Annotated in this window: 23 protein-coding genes; 10 read left to right on the top strand and 13 right to left on the bottom strand. The window is 63.3% G+C overall.

What is annotated here, in order from left to right; all coding sequences use genetic code 11:
• Positions 1-462, bottom strand: a complete 462-nt coding sequence (locus BMZ66_RS21710) for a hypothetical protein (protein WP_092678377.1) — start codon at positions 460-462, stop codon at positions 1-3.
• Positions 463-615: 153 nt separating this feature from the next.
• Here BMZ66_RS21710 and BMZ66_RS21705 point away from each other — a divergent pair, with 153 nt between their 5' ends.
• From BMZ66_RS21705 to BMZ66_RS21695, 3 genes are all read left to right on the top strand, one after another.
• Positions 616-1,305, top strand: a complete 690-nt coding sequence (locus tag BMZ66_RS21705; RefSeq protein WP_143080339.1) for a hypothetical protein — start codon at positions 616-618, stop codon at positions 1,303-1,305.
• A gap of 229 nt (positions 1,306-1,534) precedes the next feature.
• Entirely contained in the window at positions 1,535-1,669 is a 135-nt protein-coding gene (locus BMZ66_RS26295) for a hypothetical protein (protein ID WP_262507612.1), read from the top strand.
• Between the two features lie 72 nt (positions 1,670-1,741).
• Entirely contained in the window at positions 1,742-2,455 is a 714-nt protein-coding gene (locus tag BMZ66_RS21695) for a hypothetical protein (protein WP_092678371.1), read from the top strand.
• Between the two features lie 103 nt (positions 2,456-2,558).
• Here BMZ66_RS21695 and BMZ66_RS21690 read toward each other — a convergent pair whose 3' ends face one another.
• Positions 2,559-3,104: a hypothetical protein gene (locus tag BMZ66_RS21690; RefSeq protein WP_092678369.1), complete on the bottom strand. Its 546-nt coding sequence runs from the start codon at positions 3,102-3,104 to the stop codon at positions 2,559-2,561.
• Between the two features lie 449 nt (positions 3,105-3,553).
• Here BMZ66_RS21690 and BMZ66_RS21685 point away from each other — a divergent pair, with 449 nt between their 5' ends.
• Positions 3,554-3,856, top strand: a complete 303-nt coding sequence (locus BMZ66_RS21685; RefSeq protein WP_092678367.1) for a hypothetical protein — start codon at positions 3,554-3,556, stop codon at positions 3,854-3,856.
• Between the two features lie 164 nt (positions 3,857-4,020).
• Here the strand turns inward: BMZ66_RS21685 and BMZ66_RS21680 are convergent, their stop codons facing one another.
• Genes BMZ66_RS21680 through BMZ66_RS21670 form a run of 3 tightly spaced genes read right to left on the bottom strand, consistent with a single transcriptional unit; the run spans position 4,021 to position 8,121 of the window.
• Entirely contained in the window at positions 4,021-6,486 is a 2,466-nt protein-coding gene (locus tag BMZ66_RS21680) for a TonB-dependent receptor (RefSeq protein ID WP_092678365.1), read from the bottom strand.
• Between the two features lie 26 nt (positions 6,487-6,512).
• Positions 6,513-7,724 carry a carboxypeptidase-like regulatory domain-containing protein gene (locus tag BMZ66_RS21675; protein WP_092678363.1) on the bottom strand — a complete coding sequence of 404 codons (1,212 nt, stop codon included), beginning with the start codon at positions 7,722-7,724 and terminating at the stop codon, positions 6,513-6,515.
• 10 nt (positions 7,725-7,734) lie between these two features.
• Positions 7,735-8,121 carry a BlaI/MecI/CopY family transcriptional regulator gene (locus BMZ66_RS21670; protein WP_092678361.1) on the bottom strand — a complete coding sequence of 129 codons (387 nt, stop codon included), beginning with the start codon at positions 8,119-8,121 and terminating at the stop codon, positions 7,735-7,737.
• 320 nt (positions 8,122-8,441) lie between these two features.
• Between BMZ66_RS21670 and BMZ66_RS21665 the strand changes: the two genes are divergently transcribed.
• Together BMZ66_RS21665 and BMZ66_RS21660 are read left to right on the top strand one after the other, a co-directional pair.
• Positions 8,442-8,813: a BlaI/MecI/CopY family transcriptional regulator gene (locus tag BMZ66_RS21665; protein WP_092678357.1), complete on the top strand. Its 372-nt coding sequence runs from the start codon at positions 8,442-8,444 to the stop codon at positions 8,811-8,813.
• Entirely contained in the window at positions 8,810-10,165 is a 1,356-nt protein-coding gene (locus tag BMZ66_RS21660) for a M56 family metallopeptidase (protein ID WP_092678355.1), read from the top strand. Before BMZ66_RS21665 ends, BMZ66_RS21660 begins: the two co-directional genes overlap by 4 nt.
• 450 nt (positions 10,166-10,615) lie before the next feature.
• Here the strand turns inward: BMZ66_RS21660 and BMZ66_RS21655 are convergent, their stop codons facing one another.
• The 3 genes from BMZ66_RS21655 to BMZ66_RS25270 all read right to left on the bottom strand — a co-directional run bounded on the left by BMZ66_RS21655 (position 10,616) and on the right by BMZ66_RS25270 (position 14,612).
• On the bottom strand, positions 10,616-13,306 hold the full coding sequence (locus tag BMZ66_RS21655; protein WP_092678353.1) for a carboxypeptidase-like regulatory domain-containing protein: 2,691 nt from the start codon (positions 13,304-13,306) through the stop codon (positions 10,616-10,618).
• An 86-nt stretch (positions 13,307-13,392) separates the two neighbouring features.
• A complete protein-coding gene (locus BMZ66_RS21650) occupies positions 13,393-14,235 on the bottom strand; it encodes a GLPGLI family protein (RefSeq protein WP_092678351.1) in 843 nt (280 codons plus the stop codon).
• Positions 14,236-14,312: 77 nt separating this feature from the next.
• Complete coding sequence (locus BMZ66_RS25270) at positions 14,313-14,612, bottom strand: hypothetical protein (protein ID WP_143080338.1); 300 nt, start codon at positions 14,610-14,612, stop codon at positions 14,313-14,315.
• Between the two features lie 823 nt (positions 14,613-15,435).
• On the opposite strand from BMZ66_RS25270, the gene BMZ66_RS21640 reads away from it, so the two are divergent.
• The gene (locus BMZ66_RS21640; RefSeq protein ID WP_214607047.1) at positions 15,436-15,732 is read left to right on the top strand and encodes a DUF7710 domain-containing protein; all 297 of its coding nucleotides are present in this window, start codon (positions 15,436-15,438) and stop codon (positions 15,730-15,732) included.
• A gap of 276 nt (positions 15,733-16,008) precedes the next feature.
• Here the strand turns inward: BMZ66_RS21640 and BMZ66_RS21635 are convergent, their stop codons facing one another.
• Both BMZ66_RS21635 and BMZ66_RS21625 read right to left on the bottom strand, forming a co-directional pair.
• Positions 16,009-16,512 (bottom strand): hypothetical protein, encoded by a 504-nt coding sequence (locus BMZ66_RS21635; RefSeq protein ID WP_092678347.1) that lies wholly within the window; start codon positions 16,510-16,512, stop codon positions 16,009-16,011.
• Positions 16,513-16,939: 427 nt separating this feature from the next.
• Positions 16,940-18,361, bottom strand: a complete 1,422-nt coding sequence (locus tag BMZ66_RS21625; protein WP_092678343.1) for a serine hydrolase domain-containing protein — start codon at positions 18,359-18,361, stop codon at positions 16,940-16,942.
• Positions 18,362-18,601: 240 nt separating this feature from the next.
• On the opposite strand from BMZ66_RS21625, the gene BMZ66_RS21620 reads away from it, so the two are divergent.
• The 3 genes from BMZ66_RS21620 (at position 18,602) to BMZ66_RS21610 (ending at position 20,985) form a co-directional block, all read left to right on the top strand.
• Positions 18,602-19,624 carry a sensor histidine kinase gene (locus tag BMZ66_RS21620; RefSeq protein WP_092678341.1) on the top strand — a complete coding sequence of 341 codons (1,023 nt, stop codon included), beginning with the start codon at positions 18,602-18,604 and terminating at the stop codon, positions 19,622-19,624.
• On the top strand, positions 19,624-20,370 hold the full coding sequence (locus tag BMZ66_RS21615) for a LytR/AlgR family response regulator transcription factor (protein WP_092678339.1): 747 nt from the start codon (positions 19,624-19,626) through the stop codon (positions 20,368-20,370). The genes BMZ66_RS21620 and BMZ66_RS21615 overlap by 1 nt, the downstream gene beginning before the upstream one ends.
• Positions 20,371-20,586: 216 nt before the next feature.
• A complete protein-coding gene (locus tag BMZ66_RS21610; RefSeq protein WP_092678337.1) occupies positions 20,587-20,985 on the top strand; it encodes a hypothetical protein in 399 nt (132 codons plus the stop codon).
• A 164-nt stretch (positions 20,986-21,149) separates the two neighbouring features.
• Here BMZ66_RS21610 and BMZ66_RS21605 read toward each other — a convergent pair whose 3' ends face one another.
• From BMZ66_RS21605 to BMZ66_RS21595, 3 genes are all read right to left on the bottom strand, one after another.
• Positions 21,150-21,401, bottom strand: coding sequence for a hypothetical protein (locus tag BMZ66_RS21605; RefSeq protein WP_092678335.1), 252 nt, complete (start codon positions 21,399-21,401; stop codon positions 21,150-21,152).
• Positions 21,402-21,538: 137 nt separating this feature from the next.
• Positions 21,539-21,958: a hypothetical protein gene (locus BMZ66_RS21600; RefSeq protein WP_092678333.1), complete on the bottom strand. Its 420-nt coding sequence runs from the start codon at positions 21,956-21,958 to the stop codon at positions 21,539-21,541.
• 104 nt (positions 21,959-22,062) lie between these two features.
• Positions 22,063-22,479: a hypothetical protein gene (locus tag BMZ66_RS21595; RefSeq protein WP_092678331.1), complete on the bottom strand. Its 417-nt coding sequence runs from the start codon at positions 22,477-22,479 to the stop codon at positions 22,063-22,065.
• Positions 22,480-22,628: the final 149 nt, after the last annotated feature.

The raw sequence follows: 22,628 nt of genomic DNA, 5'->3' as shown, positions 1-22,628 counted from the left end.
TCAGCGCGTGCTGCTCCGTGCGGCTGGGTGTCGGGCCTGAAACAGACTGTCCGCTTGGGCAATCCAGCGGGCCCGGAACCCCTTTCCGAACTGCCGCGTCAAGGCCCGGTCCATGACGGCCCCGTAGCAGCCATCCGTAAAGCCCGGGCTAGTTTCATCACTTATCTGCTCGTATTCGAATCGGACGCCGTGTCGCCGGCACACTTCCGCCAGCTCGGCCGCGTACTGCGGAACGTAAGTAAAGGAAAACGGCTTGGGCCAGCAGAACACCCGCCGGCCGTGCTGTAGGTCCTTGGTGGCCCGGGCGATGTCCTGGCGGCAGCGCACGTCCCCAGCCGCGGGGCGGTCGAGGTACCGCTCCGATTTGGTGTACCCCGAAGTGGTTGGGGCGGCTTGTCCTAGGACGGGGCCCTGCCAGAGTAGCACGCCCACAAACGCAAAGGCAGGGATAAAGCGAAACATGCGAGGGGAGAGGAACGGGGCGCGAGCAGTTTAAACGAAGTTAATCGCTCCTTACTTTGAACGGCCTTAGTTTAGGGCACTACCCTTTCGCTGAACAGCCAATAGGTTTAGCCGTCCGTGTATTCCCACCATTCCTTGCTTATCCAGCGGGGCGTGGTTCCCTACCTTAGCCGTATAGACCGTCGCGATTTTTTCCCTTCTCGTTATGGCGCGGGCCTGTGCTTCGGGCTGCTGCTCGCCACCGGGCACGCCGGTGCCCAATCGCCCCGTGCGCCGGTCCCGCACCGCCGGGCGCCTTCGTTCACGCTCCCTGTCCTGCCGACAGCTCCGGCTTCGCCGGGGCTGTCCTTGGCCCAAGCCCAGCGGAAGGCCTACCACCAGGCGCACGTGGCGCCCGTCATCCGGGGGCTGCGCCGCCAAGTGGCGGCCGTGCTCTCGGCCGAGGACCGCCAACTCGTGGACTCGGTCCAGGCCCAAATGCGGGCCATCCGCCGCCGGGCGGCCCCGTTGCAGGACCCCGGGCCCGGCGGCAGCCCGCCGCCCGGGCCCCCCAGTGAACGCCACGCCCTGGCCCAACTCAGGGCCGAACACCAGCAGGCGATGGCGCGCCTGGCCCCGCTCGCGGCGAAGCACGCCCCCTTTCTGGCCGCTTTGGTCGAGGGACTGGCGCCGGAACGGGCGCGCTGGCTGCGCGAGTTAGCTGCCATCCCGCAGCCCGAACTTGCGGCGGACCCCACCCGGGTGAGCGACCAGCAGTGGATTGACCACCAGCTCCGACCCGAGGTGCTGCTCATCAGCGCGGGCGAAGTGCCCGCCACGACGCGCCGGCCATCGGCCAAGTAACGCTCTGCCCGTGCAACCGGTGCGGGCCAGACCACTTCACGCCTATTGCCGGGGCCGTTCACCGGAATCCTCCTTACTTTAAACGGAGCGCGTTTGCGGTATCACCCTTTTCGTGAACACCTTCTTTGATATGGAAAAGGGAGCCATGAGGCATCTTCTGGTCGACCGCTCTTTTACTCCTGGGCGCTCAAGGTATACTCTCTTTCACGAGCCCCTTCCCTTTGCTCCAATGAAGCACGCCTATTTGTTTCTGCTATCGCTTTTGCCGATGACAGCAAGCGTTGCCCAACCCACTTCCTCCCTGTTGGATGCGGCTTACCGAGAACAGTCCACACCCAAACTCGAACAATATTTGCAGGCCTAGCAACTGGTTTCGGCACCTATTACGGCCGCGGAACTCGCTTCCCTCACGCCCTACCAGCAGCAAGCCTATGCGGTGTTTACGGCCTTCTACAAACCCCATCAAATCGACAGCCTTGGCGGGTCAGAATGGGGAAATAACATCTACCAACAGGCCCGTTTTTTATTGGTGCAAAACGCCCTAAAGATTAAGCAGACCGACAAGATATATCACTCAGATGCCGAAGTAGATTCTATCATTATGCGTCCGTACCGGACGAAAACGGATTCAACTCAGCAAGTGCCCACTTGGACCCAGCGCGTGAATGGCAAGCTCTCCCACCTCGCCCGCCGAAACTATTCCTTATTGGGAGACTCCTTTTTTCAAGAGCGAGAGCAACGGGCGCCACAGCGAGTGGTAGACTCCCTCCCGGATTTTCGACCGGTGGTCCCCGTGCCCGGCAAGCAGAGCATCTACTTGACCCCGGCGCTCGCAGAAACCCTAACGGCGTTTCTTGGCACGCAGCATACTCCGCTCGGCAGCAGCGGAACCATGCAGCCAGCACGTGCCAGTAAGGAGAGCCACAAACGGCAAGTCTTTTTGGAGCGGCAGTTGAAGCTCTGGTACGGGCACTGGGGCGGCTACTGGCAACTTGCGTCGTATCCGCTCGTTTCTGCGGTCACCTTTGACCGAGACCTCACCTATGCCCGCGTCAGCTTCCGCATGGTTTATGAAGGAGGTGAAGCCATTTTAAAGCGCACGAACAACCAGTGGACTATCGTTTGGGTGCAAAGGACCTGGATTGAATGAGTAGAGCACGTGGTAAGCGAACTCAAAACCCTCCTTTCAGTGAACCTACTAATCCGCATTTGACTCTGTAACGGTACCCGGCGCCGCGCGGCTTGTCCAGCTCCTAGTTCCGCAGCCGGATGCGGCCCACCCGGAAGTAGTCGTAGAGGGTGGCGTCGGCGGCGTACGCCCCCTGCTCGTCGGCGAAAACGCAGAAATCGTGGTCTTGAAAGAAGGTACCCCCAACATACGGGTGCAGGTTCACCCCGTACAGGTACATGTGCCCGTAGGCCACCCGGCAGGCCGCCTGCCGGGTGCGGGGCTTCACCAATTGGTTGTAGGTCGCCGCCACCACGTACGCGTACATCCTGCAGTGCGCCTGCCGGCCGTCGAGGATTTGATTCGGGTCTGTTAACGCGTTCCGCTTCACGGCAAAGGTCAGGCGCCGGGCGGTCTCGGCCACGGCGAACCGGCGCAAGGCCGCCGGCGGTGCGGCCGTTCCGCTTGCTGAGGGCAGCCGGTCCTGGATGGCGGCCAGGTGCGCCGGGTCCAAGGACGGAGGGTCCGGGCGGTAACCCAGCACCCGGTACGAGAGCCCGTGCACCACCGCGCCGTACCCGGCGAGGACCACCAAGCACAGCACCAGGGCGCGAACGAGGACTCTTTTCATAGGGGGAGAAGTTTAGCAACGGGGCGGGTGCGAGCGCAAGAGTGTTCACTCCGGCCACGTCCAGTTGGGGTGCGCCCTGCTTGCGGCCACAACGCCCGTGTGGAGCCCGTTCGCTGTCGCTTGTAAAACTAGCCGATTATGGCGGTCCTTCAGCGGCGGAGGAATACTCCGCGGTCACCCCGGTCGTTCGGCCACCGGTTCGCAGGGGTTGCCCCAACGGGTTTACCACGCGCCAGCCATCAAGGGGACCGTGGTTATTGCAAAACCCTCCGCTGCGCTTGGGCAAGGGGCTCCGCAACGAGCTGAGAATGCAGTACTGGAAACTTTTTTCGCTGCTTGACGCCTGCCGAGAAAGCGCTCCCGGGCCGCGGCAGACTTCTGCCACCGCCCCGCGCGTTTTCGTGGTTACATTGGCACCTTACTCCAGTCGCATCGCCCGTTGCTATCCTATGAAAATAAGCTATTGGCTGATCGGCATGGTCCTGCTCTTTACTGCCCACCTGCTGCTGGCCGGTTTGCTGTTAGGGGCTATTCTCCAACGCCTCGAAAACCAGCGATATAACTTGGCCTTTGCGGGCGTTGGGCTGGCAATGCTGCTGTTGGCCTGGGTCGGAGCGTTGCTAGTACAGCGGTTGTGGCAACGCCGGTGGGTGGTGGCGAGTGCGCTGGCCGTGCTGTTGCTGGTTGATGGACTGGCCCTGTGCGGGGGCGTGCTGTTGACAGGTGTGATTGGCGTGACGCCCGACGGCTAAGTTGATTGTCACGGGGTAATCAGATGAGGAGAACGCCTTTTGTAACCCTTCCTTATGTGAACCACCGTTTAAATGAACGATAGCCTTGTCTTTTACGCGCAAATTTTCTGCCTACTTGGAGCCGTCGCCGAAGCAGCTTTGGATGATTGACGTTGACCAATCAATCACTGTGCCCCCCGCTGACCGCCATTCTTCACGTCGTCGTTGTTGATGCGTTTGCGCTGGCGGTTCTGTTGTACCTGGCCAAAGCGGTAATTGAAGCTCAATTGGGCGCCGCGTTGAAACGCCCGGAATTCCTGTCGCTCTTCCAGGAAGGGGGTGCGGTAGACGTTGCCAAAAGCCACGTACCGGCTGAAGGGGGTGGTCACGTTCAGCGTGAGGTCCGCCTTTTCTTTGAACAGTGATTTTTTGGCGCCCAGGGAGTAGTACACATAGCCGAGGCCGCGGCCCTGCAATTCCGGCCCCGGCAAGGCCCCGTAGAAAAACGCTTGCACGGTGTAGTTTTGGGGCAGTTTGTAGGACGTATTGCAATTGAGGCTGGCCGCGATGCCGGCCCGGGTGATGCCCAGCGCGGGGCTGCGGCGCACGAGGTACTGCACGTCGGGGCCGCCGCTTACCTCCCAGTTCTGGGTGGGTTTGATCGAACCGTACAGGTTGAGTTGGTAGAACACGTTGGCAGCGACGTTGGCGTAGGTGCGGGCCCGGATACCGAGTTCGTTCGTTGGCAGCAGCACGGCCTCGATGGCATTGCCCGTGCGCCGCACCGAGCCCGAGACGTTCAGCGAGCCGGCTTTGCCCGCCGTGTTAACGCTCACCTCGTACGCGTCGGTTAATTCGGGGTCGAGGCCGGGGTTGCCGTACGAGATGTTGAGCGAGTCGAGGCGGTCCACAAACGGATTGAGGTAGTAGATGTAGGGCCGCGTGACGCGCCGGCCGTACGCCACGCGCAGGCTGCTGGCCTCGCTCAGCGCGTACTGGGCCGACGCGTTGGGCAGCAGGGTCCAGTAGCTGCGCGCAAAGTCCGCGTCGGTGGCGCGAAAGTCTGCCGCCAGAGCCGTGCGCTCGAGCCGGCTGCCCACGTTCACGGTTAGCTTGGTGCCGGCCGCCAGGGAGTAGCTGGCGTAGGCCGCCTGCACGTCCTGGTCGTAGCCGAAATCCGTGCCGCGGTCGGGCAGTTCCACAAAACTCGGCGCTTGGCCGGGCGTGAACCCCTCCACCGTGGCCGTGGACCCGGTCCGCCGCCAAATGGCCTTTAGGCCGGCCTCGAGGGTGCGCTTCTCGCCAAAAGGCTGGGTGAAATCGGTTTGCGCGGTGTACTCGTGGCCGGGCGTGCGGTTGCGGCTGCGCTCGCGGTAGTCGGCCGGCCGCTCCTCCCGCGGCGCCGTTACGTGGTTGTACTGGCGGAGCTCGTAGCCATTGCGGCCGTCGTTGCGGCTCACCTGGCCCAGCACGCTCCACTCGCGCCGGGCCTGCGCAAAGGTGCGGGTGTAGGTGCCGGTCAGCTCGCCGCTCCCTTGCTGGTAGGTGCCGGTGGTGGCGCGGGTAAACAGCCGGTTCAGGGCCGGGTCCGGGGCCACGAACGTGTTGACCAGCTGGTCGGTGCTGGGACCGCGGTAGCCGGTCACTGCGCCAGTCACCGAGACGCTTTGGCGCTCACTCAGGTCGTAGTCGATACCCACGGTGCCGTAGTAGGATTCCCCGTTGAAGCGGCCCGTGCTGCGTTGCGTGAACTGGGCAGGGCCCTGGGGCGTGAAGCTGGTGCGGTCGAGCAACCCTTCGCTGGGGGCGTAATTCAGGCCCCCGCTGAGCGAGGCCGTGACGTTAACCTTGCGTTTTTTGAAATTGAGCGAGGAATTCAGCCGGGAGCTTCGGTTGCCGGCCGAGGCCCCCACCTGCCCGTTTAGCCCGCTTTCCACGCCTTTTTTGAGCACGATGTTGATGATGCCGGCGGTGCCCTCCCCGTCGTACTTGGCGGGCGGCGAGGTAATCAACTCCACGGTTTTGATGTGGTCGGCGGGGATGCCTTTGAGGGCTTCGGCCACGTTCGCGACCAGGGCGGGCGAGGGCTTGTTGTTGACGAGCACCCGGAAATTGCTGGAGCCGCGCATGCGCACGTTGCCCTCGCCGTCCACCGCCAGCAGGGGGGCCTTGCGCAGCACGTCGGCGGCGGTGCCCCCGGCGTTGGTCACGTCCTGGTCGGCATTGTACACCAGGCGGTCGATGCGCACTTCCACGACGGGCTTCGTGCCGACGACGACGGCTTCGCTCAGCGTGGTGCCGGCCGTGGGCAACCGGAACGGGTCCACGGATGTAGGCCCGGTCGTAACGGTGACGGCCCGGGTCTGAGCGGCGTAGCCCACGTAGCTCGCCCGCAACCGGGCGGGGCCGGGCGTCAGCTGGGTCAGGGCAAAGCGCCCCCGTTCGTCGGCGGCCACCCCCGTAATGGGCTGCTCGTCGGCACCCGGGGGCAGCAGCACCACCGTGGCGTAGGGGACGGGCGCTTGCGTGAGCGAATCGAGGACGGTGCCCGTGAGCGAGCCCCGTTCGGTGACCGCTGGCGGCGGGTCCTGCGCGAAAGCCGGCATACCTCCGGTCACCAGCAGGAATAATAGCAAGTATAAACGAACCATTGGGAGAGAGGGAAGAGGTAAAATGCCTACCGGTTGCGGGGAACGGGCTGGTAATCCAAGGGCAGCAGGTCGCCCATTTGCAAAAAGCCCCAGTACCCCTCGGTGAGCAGCGCCAACGGGACCGTGGGGGCTCCGGTGGCGTCCACCTCGGCTTCGACCGGCACCTGCAAATGCAGCACGGACGCTTGTTCGCGCCCCGGCGTCAGGGTCAGGCTGAGTTGGTGGTAATTGGGGTCGGGCCGGCCGGGCGGGTAGGTGACGGCCAGCAAATCGGGGAAGCGCAGCCACACCCGACCGCCTGCTGCCCGGCGGTAGGCGGCCGGCGGCAGCAGCGGCGCGAAGAGGTAGGTCAAGGCCCGGGGCTGCTCGAGGATTCGCCAGATGGAATCCGGCACCGCCGCCTGCCCCAACGCTCCGGTCGCGTAAATGGCTTGCTTGAGGCTGTCGGCCACGGCCCGGCGGCGGTTGGGCACGCGCCGCAGCCGCTGCACCTCGAAGCCCGCTTCGGCCACGGCGTTGGCGTGCACGCTGCGCAAAAAGTGGAGGTACGAGCCGGCGTAGGCCCGGGCCCGGTTGGCGGCCCACCGGCGCTGCCGCGCCGCGCCGCCCGGCAATTCCCGAAAGACCAGGTGGCTAATCGAAGTAATCAGCAACTGCTCGTTGGCAAAGTCGGCCTTAAAATCCAGGTCGTAAAACGTGAGGCGGTAGCCCAGGGCCCGGTTTTCAACCTCCAAGGCCTGTGTGGCCGTGGCCGTGAGTTGATTACGCTCCTCGTCGTATTCCACGTGCAGCGCCTCGGGGTTGCGCACCCGGCACTGCTGGGCGCGGGTCGAGGTGCCTAGAAACAGTTCCAGAAAACGCCGGTAGTCGGCTTCGCGGTGGGGGTTGGGCCGCACCACGACTTCGCCCAACTGTTGCGCGGCGGGCAGCAGGCCCAGGTCCACCCGGCGGTCCCCCGTTTCCACCACGACGGGCTGCTGCTGAAGGTGGTACCCCAGGTAAGTCGCCGACAGCTCGTAGCGACCCGCCGGTACCCCGGCCAAAACGTAGCGTCCCTCGGCGTCGGTGGTGGCGCCGCGCGTCGTATTGGCCAGAAACACGCTGGCGAAGGGCAGGGGCTGGCGCGTGAGCGAATCGCGCACCGTGCCGCGGAGGGTGGCTTGGGCCGCCGCGGGGAGCGGGGAACCCAAGCTGAGCAACAGTAGGAAACAAAGGGCGCGCACGAACAAATAAGGCATTAGCAGGCCGTTAGGAAGTAGGACGGGTTACCGCGACTGGGGAAGGCATGGTGTGGTGCAGCACCTCACGCAGCTCCGGTGCGCTCACCTGGCCCTGTTGCCAGCAAAAGCGCACCAGTTCCGCGTAAGAACCCGCGAAGTGCGCCGTGACCAAACGGGCCAGCCAGAGCCGGGCGTACTCCGGCGCCGAGAGGCGCGGGCGGAACCAGTGGCTCCGGCCGCGCTTGTCGACCCGGGCGTACCCTTTGCCGACCAGCTGCTGCAGGGTGGACGCCACGGTCGTGTAGGGCGGGACCGGGGCCGGCAGGGTGTTCCGCAGTTGGGTGACGCTCGCCCCCTCGGGCCAGTGCCACAGGCAGGCGAGGACGTGCTCTTCAGGGGGCGAGAGTCGGTGCATGCCGCAAACTTACGAACATTTCGTAACGTTACAAATATTTCGTAATTCTGCGAAAAATTCGTAGATTTGCCGTTGCGGACTACCCCCGGGACCGGGGTCAGTCCGCAACGGTACCCGAACGACCCGGAGGGCGGCCCGCCCTTACCCGTACCGGGCCTCGAACGGCTGCACGCCCCTTTGTATGTTGACCAACTTGCAGCCAGCTATTTCGTCAACAGCGAAAGCGCACGCGCGAACGGGCCGGCGGGAAAGGCCTGCTCAGGCCCCGAAAGAACCCACCTTGTTATTGCTCCCGACCTAACGATTTAACCCGCCTCCGAATGGAACGCCTGACCCAAGCCGAAGAAGATGCGCTGTTTGCGCTGTGGAAAACAAACCCGGGGTTTGTTAAGGAGGTGCTCGACCACCTGCCGGCGCCCGCGCCGCCCTACACGACGCTCGCCTCCACGCTCCGCAACCTGGAGCGCAAGCGCTTCGTCCGCGCCGAGAAGCTGGGCAATTCCTATCGCTACACGGCAATTGTCAGTGCCGAGGAGTACCAGCGCCGTTCGTTGGGGTTGTTGGTTCGCGCGCATTTCCGCGACTCCTACAAGGACTTGGTCTCTTTTTTCGTGAAAGAAGAGAAGCTCACGCCCGCGGACTTGCAGGAGATTATCCGGCTCATCGAAGACCAACCGCCCCAGCAGCCATGAACCCGGACTTGCTCTACCTGGTAAAGGCGAACGTCGTACTGACGCTCTTCGTCGCCGCCTACTACGGCCTGTTGCGGCAGCTCACGTTTTTCCAGCTGAACCGCTTTTACTTGGTCGCCGCCGCGTTGTTCGCGGCGGTCTACCCGAGCGTTTCCGTCCCGGCCCTGCTGCCCGCTTCGGCCGCGTCGATGGTTGCCGCATCGGCATGGGGGGCGCTACCCGCCCCCCCGGAAAGCCCACCCACGGGCCCCCTGGCGGTGAACTGGCAGGTACATTTACTCCGGGGGTACTGCCTGGGAGCGGGGCTTTTGGTCGGTCAATTGCTCGTGCAGCTGCTGAGTCTGGCGCTCGTGCGCCGACGCGCCCGACCCGCTGTGGTCCTGGGCCAACCGGTACGCCTGCTGCGCGAGGCAAAGGGCTCCTTTTCCTTTGGCCGGAGCATTTACGTGAGTGAAGCGGCCGTAGCCGACCCGGCGGCGTTGGCACCCGAATTACGGCACGAACAGGCCCACGTGCGCCAGTGGCATACCCTGGACGTGCTGCTGGCCCAGCTAACCACCGCGCTGGCCTGGTTCAATCCGGCGGTCTGGCTGTGGCGCCGTGCCGTCTTGGAGAACCTCGAGTACCTGGCCGACCGGGCCACGGTGCAATCGGGCCTGGAACGCCGGGCGTACCAGTACAGCCTGTTGCGCCAGCAACCGGGCCGGGTCCCCGCCCCGGCCCTGGCCTTTCGGTTTTCCGCGTCCGAACTCAAAAAGCGCATTGCGCGGCTCAACCAGCCGTCCTCCCCCCGCCGGCAGGTCTACCGCTACGTGCTGGCCGCGCCGACGGTGATGGCGTTGGCGCTGGGCCATTCCGGGGCCCGGGCCCGCCCCGGGGCCCTCCTCGAGCGGGACCGGGGCTTGCCGGTGGAGGCGCTGTATTACCTGGACGGCCAGGCCAGTGACCGGGCGACCATCCAGCGCTTGGCCCCGCAAGACATCCGTTCCGTGGATTGGGTCGAGGGCGCGGCGGCCGTTCGGCGAGTGGTTGCCACCCCCCCCTTTCAGCAGGCGGTCGTGGTGACAACCAACGCCCAGGCGGAAAGCCGGGTCGTGCGCGAACTGGCCGACCGCGCCGACCTGGGTTCGGGCTACCACATCCGGGCGCTGCCCGTTGAGGCCCTGCTGCCGGCTTGCTTGGCCTACGTAGCGGAACACTACCCCCGGGCGCGCCTGAGCGGAGAAGTTCGGGAATATACCAAGAAGTCTACCGGGGCCGCAAAGCTGCAGGTGCAACTGGTTATCGGCGAAAGCTTTTTTTACGTCTACTTCTTGCCAAACGGAGAATTCCTGCGCGGCGAGGAGCAGTAAATGGCAGCCTGTTGCTTAGAGTAATTTTATCCCCCCGCTGCTATAAGAAGGCCATACTGCTGCCCAAGACTACAATAGCTCGAAAGACAACAGAAGACGAGTAGAAGAGCTTTGGCCATGCTTCCAGCAGTTAGGTATTGACCTGGTGAAAGAACCCCGCTGGCCGGCGCAACGCGGGCGGGCGCACCCGGTACGATTCCAAGAGTGCGCTTATAACCCTTCTTATATAAAGGAACAGAACACAGATGAAGATTGGAGCAATTCTACTTCCCCACTGCCCCCAAAATTCTGTTTGCCCAGGCCTGGGAAAGTGCCTAACGGAGAGTTTGGGCAACGCATTCCCCCTGCGAATTTTGTAAACTGTCCCGACCCTGCAGTGGCCCACTGGCACTTGGTGTCGGCCCACTGCCAGGCGTCTACCGAATGGAGCAGTTAGCAATTTATCCCAGCTTACAGCGAGAGGCGCACCGACGCCAGCACCTGCGCCGGCCGCAGCTCGTAGGTGCTTTGGGTGAGCAGGAACTGGCTCACGTAGCCGTACTGATACTGGCGTGTATCGAAAATATTGCTCCAGCGCACCTCCAGGTCCACTTTGCGGCCTGCCGTAGGCAGCACGTAACGGTAGCTCACATCGGCGAAGACGGCCTGCACTGGCGCGGCAGGCCCCCGGCTGGCGTAGTAGTCGGCGGCCAGCGAAACCTGGTGGCGGCCCACGGGAAATACGCTCAGCGAAACGTGGTGGTCTTGCAGCAGGGCCAGCGGCTGGTCGGTGGCACCGGCCACGCGGCTGCGCAGCCCGGTCAGGGTGGCGTTGTATTCCAGGCTGCCCCAGTCGAATGCCGACACGCTGGCCTTGAAGGCGCCGGTCAGGCTACGGCTCTGGGTCTGGGTCAGCTGCTCGTTCAGCACCTGCGGCTGCCGGCTGGTGAAGCCCACGAGCTGTAGGCTGAGGTTGGTTTTCCAGGGGCTGACGAATTTGCTCACGCTGCTCAGCACCGAATGCGACAGCCGGCGTGCGTTTTGGTCCAAGGCCACCGCCGTCACGGCCCCGCTGGCGTCTATCTCACTGCTGTAGAGGCGGTTGGTGAGTGTGTTGTTGAACGAGTAGCTGGCGTTGAAGAACAAGGCGTTGAGCGGATTTTTAAAGTACAGCCCCGCGTTGTAGCGCTGGCCGCGCTGCCGGGGCAGCAGGGCGTCGTTGCGGTGCAGGGTGCGGTAGTCGCGCAGCAACAAGCCGTAGTTGAGCTGATTGACGTCGCCAAAATCGTTGCTCAGCCCGGCGCCCGCCGCGGCGTACCAGAGCGCGCCCAGGTCGCGGCGCAGGCGCAGGCGCGGCTCGGCCACTACCACCCGCAGCCGCTGTCCGGCCGCCAACGGCCGGTCGGTGGCCCGGAAGTCGTGGTAACTCACGGGCACCTCCAGGCTGGCGCTGCCGCCCTCGGACTTGTAGCTGATTTCGGGCTGCGCGTAGGCGCGCCCCCGCGCCCAGCGCAGATTATTCCGCAAGTCGGGCCGAGCGGCGGTTGGCGGGGCCGACGTGACGAGCGTTGAGCGCAGGTGCTGGATTTCCTGCGAGAAGCCCACCGTGCCGGCGTAGCCCCAGTGGCTACGACTGCCGTTCAGGCCCAGCGAGTTGCTGGTGAAAAACGAGCTCAGCCGCGCCTGCTGCCGGGCTTCGGCGTAGGCCGCGCCGTCGGCCAGGGCCCCCGCAAATGGCCCTGGACGGACCGTTAGTTCCTGCGGGCTGTCCGTGTAGAACAGCAGCGACGACACCTGCACCGTGCGCCCCGCGCCCCAGGGCCGTACCAGCCCCAGCCGGTTCGTGACGGCCCCGAACGGGTTGCGCGCCGCCTGCGCAATGCGGCGCTGCCCCTCGTTCAAGTCCAGTAGGCCCCGCTGCGAGTCCCAGCGCCGGTCCAGGCTGAGCGTATTTTTGAGGTAGTAGTCCTTCACGTTTTTGATGAAGGCCAAATCGGCTTGCAGCGCGTCGAAGTACAGCCGGTTGTCTTTGGTTTCGGTCAGGCGCACGGTCCGGTTGTCGGGCAGGTAGTACTCGGTGCGGGAGCGGCCGAGCTGCCGCTGCGCGTCGTGCCGGTAGGAGGCGTTCACCCGCAGCTGATTATCCTTGCTCAGGGTCACCAAGTGGTTGGCGCTGAGCAGGTGCACCCGGTTGAACAGGTAGCGGCTCGACGCCACCGGCGGCCGGCCCAGGTTCAGGATACGGGTCAGGTCGGGTTTCTGCGCGCTGCTTTCGCCTTGCTGCGGCAATTCGGCCACGGTCAGGGGGTTGAGCTCGGCGGCCACGTCCTGCCCGGTGTTGTTGGTTTGGTAGGTGTCGAGCAGCTGCTGCTTTTTGGTGAAGAGCATCGGCGACGCGTTGGCGTTCCAAAGCCCGGTGAGGGGCCGCGCCGCCGCGCCCGCGCCGAGCCGGGCCTGCCCAGTGGCGGTTATTTTTTTCTTGAGCGTGATGTTGAGCGCCGCTGCCTCGGGCCGGATGCGGCCATCCAGCGCCTTGATGGGCTGATGCCGCTCCAGCACCTGTACGCTCTGCACGGCGTCGGCGGGCAAGTTATCGCTGGCCATGGTGTAGCGCCCTTCCAGCAGGTTTTGCCCGTTGATGTTGAACGAGCTGATGGGCCGGCCTTCGTAGCTGATCTGCCCGTCGCCGGCCACCGCAATGCCCGGCATCTTCTTGAGCACGTCCGAAATCACCCGGTCCTGCTTGTTCGAAAACGCCGCCACCGCGTAGCTGAGCGTGTCGCCCTGCCGCGTAATCGGCTCGCCCTGTACCACGACTTCCTTGAGCTTGGTCGCTTCCTCGCGCAAGGTCAACGCCACGGCCTGGCTCCGGTTCGCCAGCCGCTGCAGCTGCGCGGCGTAGCCCATGGCGCGGGCCGAGAGCAGCAGGGAGTCGCTGGCCGGCGTGGCCGCAAGGGTCAGCTGAAAGCGGCCATCGGCGGCGGAGACGACGAAGGCCGTGGCGGGGGGCTGCGTTTTGGTTTCGGCTTCGAGCAGGATGCCTTCCAGCGGCTGACCAGCGGCGTTGCGCACGGTGCCGGTGAGGATGGTTTGGGCAAGCAGCTGCGGAGCGGAGCCAATTTGCCAGCCAACTACTAAAATAAGTATCGCGCGTATCTGCACAAATAAGTAAGCCAGCCAAATATTAGTGAAGCTACCGGTTCGAATGTTTACCGCAAGTGCATCATCAGGCCGGCGGCCGGGCGCTGTTACTGCAGTTCCAACGGATTGAGAGGCTTCAACATCCGCTCCCGCTCCGCTGCACTTAAGCTTTTCTCTCCTGCGGCCATGGAGGCCATCCTGCTCGCAAACTGTAGATTGTGAAGGGCCAGTCCCCGCCGCATCTCCGTTTTGGTGACAAGGCGGGCCGCTTTCGTGGGCAGGACGATGAGGTCGGCCGTCGCAGTTTTACCGGCGCGCACTAATTCAAAAACGTACTGCTGACGCGTGTCGTTTATCTTGACGATAAGACCTGGCAACCCATGAAATTTATAGGGACCTTCGCTAATAGGTATCTCGCGCGTAAACCAGGCTTCAAATGCGCGGCCCGCAAACCGGACGGTGGCCCGTTGGCAGGCATAGCCCGCCACGGTCATTTTTTCCGGGCCAATCTGCCACTTAAAAGTGCTATCCGTCTCGATGTAGGTATACCTAGCGTTACCTATTTTTTCATAACAATACAAACGGCCGGTAGTGGCCCTCTTGAATATTGTGTAATAAAATTTGGTGCGTGGAATGGCCAACATTTTGTCCGCAAACTCTTGAGCACTGAAGTTTTCAGCAGTTAAAACATCCGGAAACAGGCTTCTCACGGAGTCTTGCGCCCGACCACCGACTGTCTCAAACCGGGAAAATTGTTCGCCAACCAACAGATTGGAATACTCGGTGGAGGTTTCCGGAATTAAGGAGTCCGGTTTATAAGAAATACGGTATTTGAAAGTTAAGTTTCCTTGCGTATCAGTTGGGGTCAGATTGCTCCTGACGGGCAGATTCTTGGTCGCGCACGAACCCAGCAGTGTCACCATCCAGAGTAGGCAGTAATAGCGTGTCATCGGTCTTTGGTGTGGTTTTCAACAAAAAAATCAGCCAGCTACCTAATACACTGTAACTGGCTGATTTAAACAGTGTGCTAGCAACGGCCACCGTAGCATCCGGGAGTTCCTCCTCCACCAGCTGCGTAAGCTATTGCAGCAGTTAGGGCCGCTTCTTGGTCGCCTGGAATCGAATCGTCATATACATAGTAATAGGTGTGACCATTCGCGGTAAACCGGCCGGTTTGCAAATCAAATGTCTTCAATGCATCTACTTCGGTCAGAATAGCAAAGTTTTCGTTGCTTGACAAGGATTTACTCGCTGGAGAAAGGTCAGAAGCCATGCTGGCCAAGGAGGTGCCGCAAAGTAGCGCGGTCAATAATAAACACTTTTTCATGAGTTATGCTAGAAGGATTGCTTGCGCAGCTGAATACCTCAGCTACAAAGGCCTGCATGACCAAGCGGCAGGGGAGCAGCGCCCCGTGATTGCCGCCGCATAAAATACCGGGTGGCTAGCCGTTGAAGCCAAAAATTCTATGATTGCGGCCACTAACTGCGCTGCAGAATAAGAAGCGTATCGCTTGCCCTCCGCTGTCAAAAGCGGGGCACAAGCGGCTAATCTGCATAAAGACAGCAACCCAAACTAAAAATCAACGAATGCAAACTGCCCAAAGGGCAATTGGACCCACGGCCGCTGCAGCAGCCGTGTACCGGGGAACGCAACGGGTAGAGATTCACCGGGGCCGGAAACCGACGCGGGCGAACGAAGCGAACAGCGGCAGCCCGGCCGAGTGCCGGGCAACTGAGGTTCACAAAGGGAACGCAACAGTGACGAAAACCCGGCGGGGGTGGAGGCCCCGCCGTGGGCGTTATTTTCCCGCCCAGAAAGAATGGGCGGCTAAGTGGGCGAAAGGTATATCAAAATTAGAAAATAATCAATGCCTATTCCCTATTTTGTACTAGTGAGTTGTTAATAAATAAAGAATAACTTTTACTTGTGGTCGTTGGCCATCAACGGGCGTTATCAAAAGAATAGGGTATAACCACCGACTCGAAAGCCGAGCAGCTTGATTGGCAAACGCTGGTGCCAGAGCATGTCAAGGCGAAGCTCACAACCTGGAGTCGCTCAGGGACCATCAAAAAAGCCGTAGAATTGCTCATTGGCTAGTTTCTGAAAGAGTGTTCGCGCGCCTTCCGTACGTTTGCTTTTCTACTCTCCGATGGACCACATGGCGCAAGAAGATATCAAAGCAGGCGTGTGGGTCTTCCACGGCGCAGGGGGGCACTTTGCCAGTGGCGTATTCACCGCACGAACCAAGGCCGAAGCGTGGATCCGGCAGCACGGCTTAACCGGGGTATTGACCTGCTATCCAGTAGACCACGGCGTTTATGATTGGGCCATCGAAGAGCGGTTGTTCTTCCCTACCAACCCCGAGCAGACCTACGCCGGCTTTATTCAGCGGTTCACGTCCGGCAGCCAGGAGCACCACCACTACGACCTGGACGACCTCGGGTGAATTCCATCCTTCCCCTTGCCTCCCCATGCTCGGCTATCGACTGCGTCAGGATAGCGCTTTCCTTCCGCGCTTGTACTCCAAGAGAAGGTCAATTGGCGACAGCGTAAGGGCTTAAAGACGAGTTTACGAAACTCATCCCCTCGGCACGTTTTGTAAACTTTGAATCGTAGACGAGTTTCTTAAACTCGCCGCGCGCACTAGGAGCCTGCTGGCACCTGGTGCGGAGCAGTTGCTAGCAGTTTAAGAAAGGGAGCGTTATTCCGAATGTTCCGGCATTTATTGAATCACTCCCTTCCGGCAGGCAGATACAACGTGGCCGGCCGTGTCCAGAGAGATGTAGTAGCAATCGGTGTAGTGATACAGCACGGAAAGATAGATGGGCACCACCCGCCGGTTGCGTAGCTCTAGTGCATCGCACAGACTCACCGACGGAATGCTTCGGCCCGCCTTCCGCACGACCTTAAAGGCAGTGCCTGCGGGAATGGGCACCGCTTTGCCCGTGGGCTGGGACCGAATGCGCAGAGTGCCGGCCGTCTCTTCGTATTGCAAACTATCGAGCGTGGTGAAGCAGGGACTAAAGATTTGGAAGCTGAAGGCCGTCGGCGAGACGTAGCCCGAATAGTTCAGCTTGCGATAGGTTGGGTGGTCGCGGGGCACGAGCACGTGCAGAAAGTACCGCAGAGCTTCGGCCTCGTACGCCGGAGGGGCGGGCGTTTGCCCCCACGCGCTGGAGTAGGTGGCAAGGGCGCCAAGAAAGAAAACGGTGCAAAAAAAAGGCATGTGCGAAGGTCGCTGAACCTGAGTTCATTTTAACGGTCGTGCCGTAAACTCGTTCCGTTTAAAAGTGGGAGGGGAATAATACACCCTTCGCTCCCGTGTAGTAGGGCTACGAGCAGAACAATCAACCACCTGTCCAAAACTTGACTGAGAACCAATAGCTTTGCCATTCAGCTAGGGTAATAGTGATGCTAGATGCAGTTGTTGAAGTCCTCGTCATGGCACTACTTGCCATCCCGGGTATTCTGATAAGATGGACACTGCACTTGGGGAGAATCCCCTTCAAAAAGTTAGCGGAAGATGACGTGTGGTACAATGCTACTTACACCATTTTATTGATTATAGGCCTAGTAGTTTTTAGGCAATATGTATTAAAAGTTTAACCTCACACGAAGGGGCGGTTCACGAAAACGGTCCGTTGGACGGCCTGCTATAGCTTGCTAAACAAGTAGCTGCCCCCGCCCTGCTGGAGCAGGAAGCTCGGCTTGACCGGGTCAAATTCAATGCGGATGCTGTTGTTGCCCTGCTCAAACGTGAAAAGCCCGGCCCCCTGGCTGTCGAGGGTGACCGCCCCCTGGCCGGTGGCTTCGCTGATCAGGGTCGTGCCGCGGCGGGTCATCGTGATTTTCAGGCCCGGAATCTGCGCGCTGGCGTACGTGCCCGCGTAGCGGTCCAGGTCGGCGGGGGCCGGCACGCCGCCACTGCCCGCGAAGGTGGGCAGGCGGTAGGGCTGGTCGAAATAAATGCGCAAGGCCCCCGCCAGCGCCTCGTGGGGCGAATAGTTCTGGCCGTTGGTGCACAGGGCCACGGCCAGGTGCTCGGCGGGGAAATACGTGGTCAGGGCCACGAAGTCGTCGATTCCCCCGGTGTGGCCGTACCCCTGGCGGGTCTCGAAGGGCCGGGCAAACAGCCCCCGGCCGTAGCCGTCCCGGATGGTCTGCATCTGGCGCAGGCTGGCGGCGGAAACCAGGCGCCCGGCAAACAGGGCTTCGAGAAAGCGCGTCAGGTCGGTGGGCGTGCTCACCAGGGCGCCGGCCCCGCCCGCGATGCGCAGCGAGGCGGCCGCGGTGCTTTCCCAGCCGGTGGGGCCCACGTGGTATCCGCGGGCCGCCTGCGGATGCGGCTTTTCGGTGCCCCCGTCGTAGGTGTGGACCAGGCCCGCTCGGGCCACGACGCGCCGCCGAAGCGCCTGGGCGTAGGACTGCTTCGTTAGGCGCTCGATGATGTAGCCCAGCAGCACGTAGCCCGAATTGTTGTAGGCGGCCCGGGTGCCGGGCGCGAAGTCCGGCCGGCCCTGGCCAATCAGCTGCAGCAGCTGGGCCGGGGTCTGGGCGCTCAGGTGGCCCGAAACCCAGGCCGAGTCGCTGGTGAAGCTATACAGCCCGCTGCGGTGGCTCAGCAGCTGGTCAACGGTAATGGCTTGCGCATTGGGCAGGTGCGGAAAAAAGGTCGCCAACGGCGTTGCCAAGGTCAGTTTGCCTTCTTCAATGAGCTGGAAAATCATCACCGCCGTGAACATCTTCGTCACGGAACCGACCTGGTAGCGGGTCGCCGCGGGGGCGCTGCCCGCAGGGCGGAGCTGCTGCGGGCCGAACGCCCGACTATACACTACCTGGCCGTCGCGGGAAAGGGCCAAGCTGCCCATGAGTTTATCATGCGTGGCCAGCGACGTCAACAAGCTGTCCAGCTTGCCGGTGTTCAGGTGCTGGGCACCGGCCGGCAGGGCCGCCAGCGCGAGTAGGCCGAGCAGCCAGGGGGGCAGCCGGCGAGCGCGCGGGGGGCGGGGCGGGACCGGTGGCAGCGGGCGGGTGGCCGCCAAGCCGAGCTTAGGGAGGTGCGGGCAGGAAATCATAAAGGAGGGGGACGTGGAAAAGGGAACAAGTCGGTTCAGCCGCCCGGGTGCGGTTGGCCGAATAGAGCGGGCCGTTTGTGGGGTGGCGTTGGCCGGGACAAAGGTTTGACCACGCCGGGTGCAGTTCCCTTGTTAAATGACCAACGGGCCCGTGGGGCGTGCCACTGCGGGCATTGGGCCGGTCAACGACGTTGGTCATTTTTAGCGCCGGCGCGTGGCCCAGCGGGCTACCTTTGGGGCATGAGGAAGACCCGATTCTGGCAGCACCGGGCCGGGCGCCACGGCCTGGGCTGGCTGGGGGCCCTGGCGCTGCTGGGCGTCCTGGCCTGGCAGGAAGCCAACCCCGTGCTCCGGGTGGAGCGGGTCAGCTATTCGGTGCTGTCGCTGGGCGTGCTGGCGCTGGCGGTGTACGCCCATTTCTGGCTCTTGCCCCGCTTGCTGGAACGGGGGCGCTACGCCTGGCACGGGCTCGCGACCCTCGCCCTGCTGGCGGCCGGCGGCCACTTGCTAACGCTGGGCGCGCAGGCCCTGCACCGCCTCCTGCACGACCGGGGCGGCTACGGGGCCGGCGTGTTCCTGGGCGCCCTCAACCTGGGGCTGGGCGTCGCGCTGGCCACGGCCCTGCACTACGCCCGCCAGGGCCTCGTCAGCCGCTTCGAACTGCACCGGCTGCGGGCCGAGCGGCTCGAAACGGAACTGCGCGTGCTCAAGTCGCAGGTCAACCACCATTTCCTGTTCAACACCCTCAACAACCTCTACGGCCTGAGCCTGGCCCAGCCCGAGCGGATCCCGCGGGCCCTGCTCCAACTGGCGGGCCTGATGCGCTACCAGCTCGACCACGGCCGGCCGCGGCCCGTGACGGTGGGCAGCGAAGCCGAGTACCTGGCCAATTACATCGGCCTGGAAAAGCTGCGCCTGCGGCCCAATGCCCGGGTCGAGCTGCACGTGCAGGTGCCGTACCCCGACCAACCGCTGGCCCCGCTGCTGCTGCTGCCGCTGGTGGAAAACTGCTTCAAGCACGCCATCGGGCCGGGCGGGGCGGCCACGAGCATCCGCATTTGCCTGACCCAAACGGCCACGACCCTGACCTTGCGCACGGAGAACAGCCTTCCCCCGCATTTTCGGCCCGTGCCCTCGGGCCTGGGCCTGCCCAACCTGCGGGCGCGGCTGGCGCAGCATTACCCCGCCCCGCGCCACGTGCTGGCCTTGGACGCCCGGCCCGACCACTACACGGCCCGCCTCACGCTCACCCTTTCCCGCTAATGGCCCTGCCCCTTGCCCCCCCCCTGCGTTGCGTAATCGTGGACGACGAACCCCTGGCCCATACCGTGCTGCGGGCGTACCTGGACCAGTTGCCCGGCCTGGTCCGCTGGGCGGGTTCCTGCTACGACGGCCCCGAGGCCCTGCACCACCTGCTGGCGACGCCGGCGGACGTGCTGTTTCTGGATGTGGACATGCCCGGCCTCACGGGGCTGGAGTTGCTGCGGGCCTTGCCGCACGCGCCCGCGGTGGTGCTCACCACCGCGTACGAAACCCACGCCCTGGCGGCCTACGAGTTGGGCGTGGTCGATTACTTGCTCAAGCCGATTCTCTTCGAGCGGTTTGTGAAGACGGTGGGCCGCTTGCGCGCGGCGGCCGCGCCCGGTCCCCCGCCGGGGCCGCCGGCCGAGGGGCTGCGGGCGGGGGCCGTGGGAGCGGAGGGGCTGTTCCTGAAAACCGACAGCGGGAGCGAGCGCATCCGGCCCGCGGACCTGTTGTTTCTGGAAGGGCACGGGAATTTTGTTAAAGCGCACCTGCTCACGGGCCGGCCGCTGCTGACGTCGGAGACGTTGAAGCACTTGGAAGAGCGCTTGCCGGCGGGTCATTTCCTGCGCATTCACAAGTCCTTTGTGATTAACATCGCGCACATCGACCGCCTCAGCGGGAACTACGTGCGCGTCGGGGGGCGCGAACTCCCCCTGGACAACACCTACCGGCAAGACGTCTTGCGGCGGCTCAAGCTTTCTTAACAGCCGCGCCGGCGCCAGCGCTCGGGCGGCCACCCCCTGGGCGGCGTGTCAGAACTCCTGCTGTAGTGGTACTCGGCCAAGAAGTTGAAAAGACAAATAAGAACTATTTATGCGCTGAAGCGCCGATGTAAGCAGTTCATTTAAAAGGTCGTACCGTGAACGCGCTCCGTTTAATCAAACGAGCGTAAACTTGTACTACACCTTACCCCGTTCCCCTTGATTACCCTCGTAAAAAACCAGTATTATGAGCTGGCTTACAGTGCCGCCAAAAACAGGATTTATTGCACGTTGATTGGCTATTGGAGGTCGGCCGATTTGGTGCCCACCTACGTAGCCGATTGGGAAAAAGCCGTACGGCTCACCCAACGCGGCTTTACGGTGCTGGCCGACAACCGCGAGATGAAAACGCATCCCGCAACGGTGAAAGCGCTGCATGCCCAAGTCGCCGACACGCTGCCTCGTGCCGGTATGTCGTATCTGGCCGAGGTGGTGGCCATCGATAAAATTGCCGTCCTACAGGTCAGCGGCATCACCCAGCAGGCCGGCGTTGGGCATATCCGAGTGGAGAGCCTCCCGCTAGGCGAGCAGATACTCGACCAACTCATGCCAAGATAAGTATCTTTTAGGCCGGGCATTCAAGCATCTGGACCGCTACGAAAGCTTCCGGCTGAGTCTACTCAAACGGTTCCGAGGTAAACGCGCTCCGTTCATTCAATGGAGGGGTCTGGCCGCTTCGCAAAGGTCTGGCGTGCCACATCGGCTGCGTCGCCGGGACGCGCTTAGTGCTTGCGCGCGGCCCGGCGCTGGCGGGCCTCTAGCTTCCGGCTGCGGGTGGCACTGCTTTTGCCGGGAACCGTGGGGCTTTTCACGGCCCTGCGTTTGCGGGCGGCCCGGGCGCTGTCCGTCACGGGCAGAATCCCGCCGGTGGCTTTGTCCACCACGGCTTGGGCTTCCGCGCTTTGCGCCGGGGCAGGGGTTTGGGCAAAAACGGGCGCCGACGCCCACAACAGACCGCACAGGAGGAGTTTCATCCGGCGAAGCTACGCCCGGACCGCGAAGGCAACCCGGGCTCCGTACACAGTTCAGCGAAAGGGTCGCAATCGCAAAAGGGGCCCCTTCGATTTGCAGGCCATAGGCCCGGATTTCGGTCTTACCGGGCGGGCCTTGGCTAGGCGAGTTGCCGGAGCCAAGCCGCGGCATTTTCCTCGTTCTCGAACAGGCGGTAGGTCAAGGCCGAGGCCCGGGCTTCGTGCATGACCTGGTCCATGGAGAGGCGGGCGAAGACGTCGTGGGCCAAAACGACGGCGCCGTAGAGGCCGCCGGGGCGCTGGTAGGCGGCGTCGAGCCAGTAGTCGACGATCCACGCGCTTTCTTCTGCGGTAAAGGGGGCCATCAGGCGCTGGTCGCCGAGCATGCGGTGCCACTGCTGGCGCTCGAGCAGGGTGCGGGTGCGGGTGAGCAGGGCCTGCAGGTCGGCGAGCCGGCGCTTGCCGGGCTTGTAGGCAAACACCGCGTAGCCGTCGGGGTGCTCGAGCAGGCGGCCGACCGCGTTTTCAAAATGGAGCTGGGGGGTACGGAGTGGCGGCATAGAGCAAAACAGGTGCGGCAACCTCCCGCCACGCCCGCGGCAGGGAAGCGGCAGTCCGCAAAGCTACGACGTCCCGCGCCCACCGCACCGCGGGTCCGGCGTGCTTACGCGTACTGGGCCAGCCAAGCCGCGGCGGCCTCGGGCGTGGCAAAGAAGCGGTAGGTGATGCCCGGCAAGTGGGCCGGCTGGTCGAGGTGGGCCGCCGGCAGCTGCGCCAGGTGCGCGGGAGGGTACACGCCGGCCCCGACGATGGCCGTGCCCCCCTCGGTCTGGCGGGTGAGCCAGTAGTCCAGGATCCAGGCGCGCTCCTCGGCCGAGAAGGGCGTCATCGCCCGGTGGTCCGAAAGCAGCTTGTGCCAGCCGCGCCGGTGCAGCAGCTGCCCGGTGTGCTGCAAAAAGGCCTGCAGCTCGAACAGCACCCGCGCGCCGGGGTGGTAGAGGATCACGACGTAGCCGTCGGGGTGTTCCAGCACCCGGCCCGCCGGGTTGTCGAAGTAGATGCGCAGGGCGGAAAACGGCATAAGGCAAGGGGTGAGCGGCGCCCCCGCGCCGGCCCCGCCGCGGGGGCGGGTTTCGGCGCCGCAGCGGAAGGATACGCCATCCCGTCGGGAACACGGACGTTGCGGGCCGAAGAAACAGGCCGGCCCTCCTACCGGGCCGGTGGCGGCGG

The sequence above is a fragment of the Hymenobacter arizonensis genome, assembly GCF_900115775.1.
GTDB lineage: Bacteria > Bacteroidota > Bacteroidia > Cytophagales > Hymenobacteraceae > Hymenobacter > Hymenobacter arizonensis.
The sequence above is the reverse complement of the archived record's forward strand: the minus strand, read 5'-3'. Positions and strand labels throughout refer to the sequence as shown.

What these genes read in the sequence shown, in the direction of transcription:
- BMZ66_RS21595 (WP_092678331.1), bottom strand. Translation starts at nt 22,479, where the DNA reads ATGCCGTTTTCCGCCCTGCGCATCTACTTCGACAACCCGGCGGGCCGG.
- BMZ66_RS21620 (WP_092678341.1), top strand. Translation starts at nt 18,602, where the DNA reads ATGAGGAAGACCCGATTCTGGCAGCACCGGGCCGGGCGCCACGGCCTG.
- BMZ66_RS21690 (WP_092678369.1), bottom strand. Translation starts at nt 3,104, where the DNA reads ATGAAAAGAGTCCTCGTTCGCGCCCTGGTGCTGTGCTTGGTGGTCCTC.
- BMZ66_RS26295 (WP_262507612.1), top strand. Translation starts at nt 1,535, where the DNA reads ATGAAGCACGCCTATTTGTTTCTGCTATCGCTTTTGCCGATGACAGCA.
- BMZ66_RS21710 (WP_092678377.1), bottom strand. Translation starts at nt 462, where the DNA reads ATGTTTCGCTTTATCCCTGCCTTTGCGTTTGTGGGCGTGCTACTCTGG.
- BMZ66_RS21670 (WP_092678361.1), bottom strand. Translation starts at nt 8,121, where the DNA reads ATGCACCGACTCTCGCCCCCTGAAGAGCACGTCCTCGCCTGCCTGTGG.
- BMZ66_RS21650 (WP_092678351.1), bottom strand. Translation starts at nt 14,235, where the DNA reads ATGACACGCTATTACTGCCTACTCTGGATGGTGACACTGCTGGGTTCG.
- BMZ66_RS21625 (WP_092678343.1), bottom strand. Translation starts at nt 18,361, where the DNA reads ATGATTTCCTGCCCGCACCTCCCTAAGCTCGGCTTGGCGGCCACCCGC.
- BMZ66_RS25270 (WP_143080338.1), bottom strand. Translation starts at nt 14,612, where the DNA reads ATGAAAAAGTGTTTATTATTGACCGCGCTACTTTGCGGCACCTCCTTG.
- BMZ66_RS21660 (WP_092678355.1), top strand. Translation starts at nt 8,810, where the DNA reads ATGAACCCGGACTTGCTCTACCTGGTAAAGGCGAACGTCGTACTGACG.
- BMZ66_RS21600 (WP_092678333.1), bottom strand. Translation starts at nt 21,958, where the DNA reads ATGCCGCCACTCCGTACCCCCCAGCTCCATTTTGAAAACGCGGTCGGC.
- BMZ66_RS21665 (WP_092678357.1), top strand. Translation starts at nt 8,442, where the DNA reads ATGGAACGCCTGACCCAAGCCGAAGAAGATGCGCTGTTTGCGCTGTGG.
- BMZ66_RS21640 (WP_214607047.1), top strand. Translation starts at nt 15,436, where the DNA reads ATGGACCACATGGCGCAAGAAGATATCAAAGCAGGCGTGTGGGTCTTC.
- BMZ66_RS21605 (WP_092678335.1), bottom strand. Translation starts at nt 21,401, where the DNA reads ATGAAACTCCTCCTGTGCGGTCTGTTGTGGGCGTCGGCGCCCGTTTTT.
- BMZ66_RS21685 (WP_092678367.1), top strand. Translation starts at nt 3,554, where the DNA reads ATGAAAATAAGCTATTGGCTGATCGGCATGGTCCTGCTCTTTACTGCC.
- BMZ66_RS21635 (WP_092678347.1), bottom strand. Translation starts at nt 16,512, where the DNA reads ATGCCTTTTTTTTGCACCGTTTTCTTTCTTGGCGCCCTTGCCACCTAC.
- BMZ66_RS21680 (WP_092678365.1), bottom strand. Translation starts at nt 6,486, where the DNA reads ATGGTTCGTTTATACTTGCTATTATTCCTGCTGGTGACCGGAGGTATG.
- BMZ66_RS21675 (WP_092678363.1), bottom strand. Translation starts at nt 7,724, where the DNA reads ATGCCTTATTTGTTCGTGCGCGCCCTTTGTTTCCTACTGTTGCTCAGC.
- BMZ66_RS21615 (WP_092678339.1), top strand. Translation starts at nt 19,624, where the DNA reads ATGGCCCTGCCCCTTGCCCCCCCCCTGCGTTGCGTAATCGTGGACGAC.